Source organism: Streptomyces sp. NPDC002742, assembly GCF_042888885.1.
GTDB lineage: Bacteria > Actinomycetota > Actinomycetes > Streptomycetales > Streptomycetaceae > Streptomyces.
Map to the genome: position 1 here is coordinate 21,765 of NZ_JBIAQF010000051.1, position 6,842 is coordinate 28,606.

Here is a 6,842-nt window from a genome sequence, read left to right on the forward strand (position 1 = left end):
CCCTTGAAATCCCGCCCGAACAAACCGACGTTGCCCAAAGAGAGGTAAGCGGGCAGGACAACAGCAGGTCAAACAACTGACCTGCCAGCAATCCACAACCATCAGTTGTTCACTAAGGTGGGTCGGCGTGGACCTCGAAGCTGTACGTACCTTTGTCGCCGTCGCGGAAGCGGGCCAGTTCCAGAAAGCCGCCGCCGACCTGTCGATCACCCAGCAGGCCGTCTCCAAGCGCATCGCCGCATTGGAGAGCAACCTCGGCGTGCGGTTGTTCACCCGTGCCCCACGCGGCGCTGAGCTCACCATCGATGGACAGGCGTTCCTGCCCCACGCACACGAGCTCCTGCGCGTCGCCGAGCGTGCGGGTGCGTCCGTGCGCCCCGGCCGCCGTCCGCTGCGCGTCGACGTGATCGCCTCTCGCAGCGCGCAGTCGGGCCTGATGCGCGGCTTCCACCGCGCACACCCCGACATCGACCTCGACGTGATGATGCTGCTCGACATCGAGACGGCCGTCACCGCCATCCGCTCCGGTGCGATCGACGCGTCCTTCCGCGCCGTAGCCGCGCCCGGCCGACCCCTTCCCGAGGACATCGAGTCCGTCCGGGTGCTCGACGAGCCGCTCCAGCTCCTCACCGGCCCAGCTCACGCACTGGCGGGCGCCCGGTCGGTGACCATCGCCCAGCTCACCGGGCACCGGATCTGGATGCCCGGCGTCGCCCCCGGTACCGAGTGGGGCGCCTACTACGACGACCTCGTCGCCGAGTTCGGCCTCACCATCGAGGTGACCGGCCCCAACTTCGGCTCCGACGCGCTCCTCGACACCATCTCCGACACCCCGGCCCTGGCCACCTTCATGGGCGAGCACACCCGCCTCATCTGGCCCGCCGACCACGGTCTGCGCCGCATCCCGGTCATCGACCCGACGCCCGTCTACCCGCACTCGCTCCTCTGGCACCGCGACAGCCCCCACCCGGCGCTGGCCACCCTCCGCGACCACCTCGCCTCCACGACGGCCGGCCACGGCGCCGCCGGGACCTGGGTACCGGGCTGGGTGATTCCGCGCTGAACGCCCCCCTCGCCCGCGCGGCCGGCCCCATCTGGCGCAGGCGGTCAACGGCGGGCGTCGCCGGGGGCGAGCAGGCTCCGTCGCCGACGCCTCCCACGAGCTCCGCAGTCCTCTCGCCGCGATCAGGCAACTGATCCTGTTCCGCTGTGACGGACCAAGTCGGTGTGGTGGTCGGGCTGCGAGTGCCGTCTCGGACTCGGCGCGGCCCCGTCAGTGTGTGCAGACAAAGCTGGAGGCGCTGTCAGGATCGCCCTCGCGATACCGCGGCCAGTCCGGGTATTCGCACAGTGGACGGGTGCGGTTGTGGAGCGCGTCGGCCACGATCGCATTCGTGGGCGGACGCCCCTTCTCGGCCCAGCGTTCGAGCGCGGACAGCGAGTCCCAGCCGGCGGCGAACGCCGGAGTGCCGAAGTTCGCGTGGTTCGCCCCCGGCACGACGTAGTACCGCATGAATCCGCGGGTCGAGCGCGAGCCCAGCAGCGCGCGCACCCGCCCGTAGTAGTCGCTCGTCGAGCGGGAGGAGACCAGCTCGTCCGCGGCACCGTGGAGCAGGATCAGCTTGCCGCCGGCGCGGGCGAACGGGCGGAGATCCGCGTCGTTGCGATCCTCGATCGTGGACAGGTAGCTGATCCGGTCGAGCCATTTCCCGGGATACCGGGGGTCCACGTCCAAGGAGTTGTGGTGGGGGTCCCGTGTCAGGAAGTACTTGACCCACTGCTCCCAGTACTGCAACCCGTAGCCGCTCGTCACCGGCATGGGATCGGCCGGCGCCGATGTGCCGAATCCGAGGAACGGGGTCCTCATGTCCGCCCCCGAGAGGAATGGGAAACCCGGATATGAGGTCTCGCCACTGGCGATCCGGTAAGGCCACCTGAACGGGGAGGACATGGCGACCACGGCCCTGATCTGGGGATCCGACAGACAGGTCGGACCGGTGTCGGCACCACCCGGGCAGCGGAGCGCATGAGGATCGAAGTGACAGCCGTGCGGGTTCGAGATGACATGGTCCTCGACACCGTCCAGACCGTCACACGCGTCGATGACCCTGTCGTAGAGGACCGTCTGCTTCGCCGGTCCGGGGAAGGCACCGGGGCGGGACAGCACTTGCGCCAGGTATCCCAGGTCCAGGCCCTCGCTGAGATTGTTCCAGGCAGGAAAGGCGGAGATCACGCCGTCGAACGCCGTCGGCCACCGCTGAGCGACGACGAGAGCTTCACGACCGCCTGTCGAGCCTCCCGCGAAGTAGACCTCGGCGGGATGCGTGCCATAGGCGTACCGGACGAGGAACAGGCTCGCGTCGCGGGTCTTCTTGAGTGCGTCACCGGCGGCGAAGTTGTTCAGTGCCTCGTCGTTCACGCCGAACGACCCGTCCAGTGACGGCGGGACGACGGGGCTCTGCTGGTGGCCTGAGTCGCCGGCGAAGGTCGCGTAGCGCCGTGCCAGGGGCACCGGCTGGTCCGCTGGACCGAACGGCACGTTCTCCGCCAGGTCGGGAATGGTTCCGTCGTAGCCGCCGCCACCGAACATCATCGCCTTACGATTCCAGTCGTACGGCAGGTCGACGCGCATCTTGATGGGCGGCGCGGACGGATCGACGGGAAAGATGTCGGCGTCGACCTGGCAGTACTTGATCGTTTCGCCACTCACGAGACTGGTCTTGACCGAGACCGCCTCGACGCGACCGCCGGTTGTCGGCAGGCTCATGACCGATGCCGGGATCCGCGTCCGCTCCAGCCCGGCGCACCGCGGCACCGTCGTGGAGTAGTCAGCCTCGACCGGGCGGCCGACGTCGGCCGAGGCCGGCGCGGTCGTGGGTCCGGCCCCGAAGACTCGGATGGCGCCTGCCAGCAGAAGCACGGCCGTCGGAACGATGAACCGGCGATTCCCCGCGCCCCTTGCCGATGTTCCACTCACACTGGCCTCTTTCCCGAATTCCCGAATCTCGTAGGCATGGAGCGCCGCGGTTCCCACGGCCCCCTCACAGTGGCTGAGGCGGGCGCTCCTCAAGTCGCGTCGGGCGGCCGAAGCCGGGCCCTGGAGCGGCCTCGGGGGCTGCCGGATGTGGCCGGCCCGGTCTCTCGCTCGCGGGCGGGCCGGCCGGCCGGCCGGGGACCCGCTCGACGCCGGACTCCTCAGCGGTAGAGGTGCGCGCCCGGAGTGGCGCGCGGATCGTCCCGGACCTCGGCGGGGTTCGTCTCGGGCAGGAACCATGCGCTGGCGGTGGTGATCAGCCCCATGACCATGATGTAGGCGGCGACCGGCACGGTGCTCCCGGTCTTCGCGATGAGCGCTGTCATGAGGAACGGCGTGCCGCCGCTGACGATGATCGCGGAGAGCTGGTAGGCGAGCGATGCGCCCGAGTAACGAACGCTGGGCGCGAAGAGCTCGCCGAGGAAGCTCGCGATGGGGCCGTAGGTGAGGCACTGGAATACGAAGCCCACCGTCACCGCCACGAAGATCAGCGGCAGTGACGCGGTGTCGACGAGCCGGAAGTACGGGAAGGCCCAGACGGCAACACCCAGGCCACCGACCAGGATCAGCGGCCGCCGGCCCACCCTGTCCGACATGTGGCCGGACCAGGGCAGGATGACGAGCATCGCCACGGAACTGCACAGCACGACCGCGAGCAGGGGGTTGCGCTCAAGTCCCAGCGAGTGGGTGCCGTAGCTGAGGAGCCCGGAGATGCTGACGTAGAAGAGGCTGTTGGTCGCCGAGAGGAGCCCGCAGCCGAGCAGGACGGTTCCCCACCTGTCGCGTACGACCTGAGCCAGCGGAGCCGGGACCACCGCGCTCTCCGGCCGTGACACCTCCCGCTGCAGCTCGCGGAACTCCGGTGTGTCCTCCACCTTGGCCTGGATGTAGAGGACCACCACGAACATCACGACGCTGACCAGGAATGGGATGCGCCAGCCCCAGCTGAGGAAGGCGTCGTCCGGCATCAGGCCGCCGGCAGCCACGAAGATCAGGTTCGAGATGATCACCGCGACGGGGACGCTGGTCTGGCCGAAGGTTCCGGCGAAACCACGCCGTTTGGGGCTGGCGGACTCGGTGAGCAGGAGCATGATACCGCCCCACTGGCCGCCTGCCGCGAGCCCCTGCACGAAGCGCAGGATGACCAGGAGGATCGGAGCCGGCGCACCGACGGTCCCCGCACTGGGAAGGCAGCCGATCAGGAAGGTGGCGGCCCCCATGACCGCCAGGCAGGTGACGACGACCGGCTTGCGTCCGTAGGTGTCACCGAGGTGTCCGGCGAGTACCCCGCCGATGGGACGGGCCACGAAGCCTGCCCAGAACGTGCTGAAGGCAAGGAGGGTCCCCGTCAGAGCCGAGGAGTGCGGAAAGAACACATGGGGGAAGACCAGCGCGGCCGCGGTGCCGTACAGGAAGAAGTCGTACCACTCGAGCGCACTCGCGATGAGTCCCGCGGCCAGCAGCTTGCGGGAGGAACGGCGCCCGGTCGTGGCGGCGGCGCCCAGGCGACCTCCGGACCGACCTTCGGGTTGGGCGAGCGGAGTTGCCATAGATGCCGCCTTCGTCCATAGCGCAGGGGGGTGATGGCGGTTACATTAAGGCGCCGTTGCTGTGTGGTTGAGGTGTGCAACACCCACACCTCGCGTCGATTCGGTGGGGCTTTCCCCCACCTGATGCCGAGGAGGGATGGCGTTGTGGTCAGCGACCTCGGTGGCGGGGCGCGGTTGCGATCGCTCGCGCGCCGACAGCGCGAACTGGCGTCGTTGTATGCGACCGCCAAGTCGCTCACCGCGCTGGGCGAGCTCGACGAGGTGCTGCAGTCGATCGTCCATCACGCCCACGATCTGATCCGCACGGACTTCACCTATCTCTCGCTGGTCGGCGCGGACTCCAGCCTGTCGGTCAGGGCGTCGGAGGGAACGATCTCCGCCTCCTTCCTCGCGGCGTGCATACCGGCCGATGTGGGGCTCGGTGGCAAGGTGCTGGCCTCCCGGAGCCCGCACTGGGTGCACAACTACGCCGCCACGACCCTCATCGACCACGATCCGGATTTCGACCGCCTGGTCACCACCGAAGGGCTCGTCGCACTTCTCGGCGTGCCACTGGTCATACGAGGTGAAGCGGTGGGCGCCCTGTTCGCCGCGGACCGTTCCGAACGAGCCTTCCAGAGCGACGAGATCGCGCTCCTGCGCGCATTCGCCGACCATGCCGCGGTCGCCCTCGACAATGCCCGTCTCTACGAGGCGAGCCGCACCGCCCTGCACGAGCTGCGGATCGCGTACCGGGAGATCGAGGAACACATGGCCGTCGTGGTGCGAGCGCAAGCGATCCACGAAGCCCTGACCGGGGTTGTTCTGAGGGGCGGGACACCGGACGACGTCACGCAGCTTCTCGCAGATCAACTGGGCGGAAGTGTCACGCTCCTTGACAGAACCGGTGCCGCTCTCGTCCGCCGGGACTCGGCGTCGAGTCCGTGCCGGACCCCAACGGACACCGGCCTGGCCGATGCCGTCGAGAGCGCACACCGCTCGGGCCGCTGCTCGACCTCGGTCGACCACCTCGGGGTCGCCCGCAGTGTGGCCTCGGTCCAGGCAGGCGACAGTTATCTCGGCGCGCTGGCGTGGAGCCGGGAGGCAGCCGACGGCCGCGGAGCGCCGAACGACACGGACGTGCGGACCCTTGAGCGGGCCACCCACATCCTGGGGCTGCTCATCCTCAAGGAGCGGGCTGTCGCCGAGGCCGGCGAGCGACTGAGCGGAGAGCTCCTGACCGAGCTCATGGTCGGCGGCCCCGGGATCAGCCCTGCCCAGCGCGCCCGCACCCGGGCCCGCGACATCGACGCCGACAGCCTGGACCTGGTCCTCGTAGCTCAGTCCCCCGCGTTGCCGCCGACCGACCTCTCGCGCCACCTGCACGACATCGCCCGGGACTGCCGCGGACTGGCCGGCGAACATCTGGGCAGGGCCACGATGATCCTCCCGAGCGCCGACGACGACCACACGGTCGAAGAGGTCCACCGTCGGCTGCGTCGCACGCTGGGCGGCCCCGTCGCCGTCATCGGAGAACGGGTGGCCCATCACGACTGGTCACGCGCCTTCTCCCTGGCCAGCCGCTGCGGCGCCGTCATGCGGGCGATCGGACACACCGACCTCGGCGCCACGACAGGTCGCTACGCCCTCTACGCCATGATCTTCGACACCGAACGGGTCCGTGAGCTCGACCGCTTCATCTTCGACTCCATCGGCCCGCTCCTCGACTACGACGAGCGGCGTGGTACGGACCTCGTGGACACACTCAGCGCCTACTACGTCCACCGCGCCAACGTCGCGGCGACCGCCCGAGCCTTGTACGTGCACGTCAACACGCTGCTCAAGCGACTGGACCGCGCCGACAGCGTGCTCGGCCTCGACTGGCGCCAGGAGAACGACCTGCAACTGCAGCTCGCGCTTCGACTGCACCAGCTCAGGGCGATCGCGACCACCCCGTCGTGAGGCACCGCACCATGCCGGTCCGGCTCCCCTGTGTGGTGTCGAAGCACCGTTGAGCGGTATCGCCCGGCGCTCCGTCACGCCCTGCTCAAAGGCAGGGTTCTGCGCTCGAAGGACTCGGTGGGCGTCATCCAGGAGCTGTGGGGCCGTTCACATGCGCAAGGCCCCGCGCTCGGTTCCGATCGTCTGTTCCGATCGTCTGTTGCGAGCGTCTGTTCTGGATTTAGTACCAGCCGTTGGCCTGCCAGAAGTTCCAGGCGCCGGCCGGGCTGCCGTAGCGGGAGTTCATGTAGTCCAGGCCCCACTTGATCTGCGTCTTG

4 protein-coding genes and 1 pseudogene are annotated in these 6,842 nt (G+C 68.9%); 2 read left to right on the forward strand and 3 right to left on the reverse strand.

What is annotated here, in order from left to right:
• Positions 1-127 precede the first annotated feature (127 nt).
• The gene (locus ACFYW8_RS43535; RefSeq protein WP_389093246.1) at positions 128-1,063 is read left to right on the forward strand and encodes a LysR family transcriptional regulator; all 936 of its coding nucleotides are present in this window, start codon (positions 128-130) and stop codon (positions 1,061-1,063) included.
• 210 nt (positions 1,064-1,273) lie between these two features.
• On the opposite strand, the gene ACFYW8_RS43540 is transcribed toward ACFYW8_RS43535, so the two are convergent.
• Both ACFYW8_RS43540 and ACFYW8_RS43545 read right to left on the reverse strand, forming a co-directional pair.
• Positions 1,274-2,920, reverse strand: coding sequence for a tannase/feruloyl esterase family alpha/beta hydrolase (locus ACFYW8_RS43540; protein ID WP_389093250.1), 1,647 nt, complete (start codon positions 2,918-2,920; stop codon positions 1,274-1,276).
• Positions 2,921-3,195: 275 nt separating this feature from the next.
• Positions 3,196-4,584 (reverse strand): MFS transporter, encoded by a 1,389-nt coding sequence (locus ACFYW8_RS43545; RefSeq protein ID WP_389093254.1) that lies wholly within the window; start codon positions 4,582-4,584, stop codon positions 3,196-3,198.
• 144 nt (positions 4,585-4,728) lie between these two features.
• On the opposite strand from ACFYW8_RS43545, the gene ACFYW8_RS43550 reads away from it, so the two are divergent.
• Positions 4,729-6,525, forward strand: a complete 1,797-nt coding sequence (locus ACFYW8_RS43550; RefSeq protein WP_389093258.1) for a helix-turn-helix domain-containing protein — start codon at positions 4,729-4,731, stop codon at positions 6,523-6,525.
• A 220-nt stretch (positions 6,526-6,745) separates the two neighbouring features.
• Here ACFYW8_RS43550 and ACFYW8_RS43555 read toward each other — a convergent pair.
• Positions 6,746-6,842 (reverse strand): annotated as a pseudogene (locus ACFYW8_RS43555) (lytic transglycosylase domain-containing protein); the annotation flags it as partial.

What these genes read in the sequence shown, in the direction of transcription:
- ACFYW8_RS43545 (WP_389093254.1), bottom strand. Translation starts at nt 4,584, where the DNA reads ATGGCAACTCCGCTCGCCCAACCCGAAGGTCGGTCCGGAGGTCGCCTG.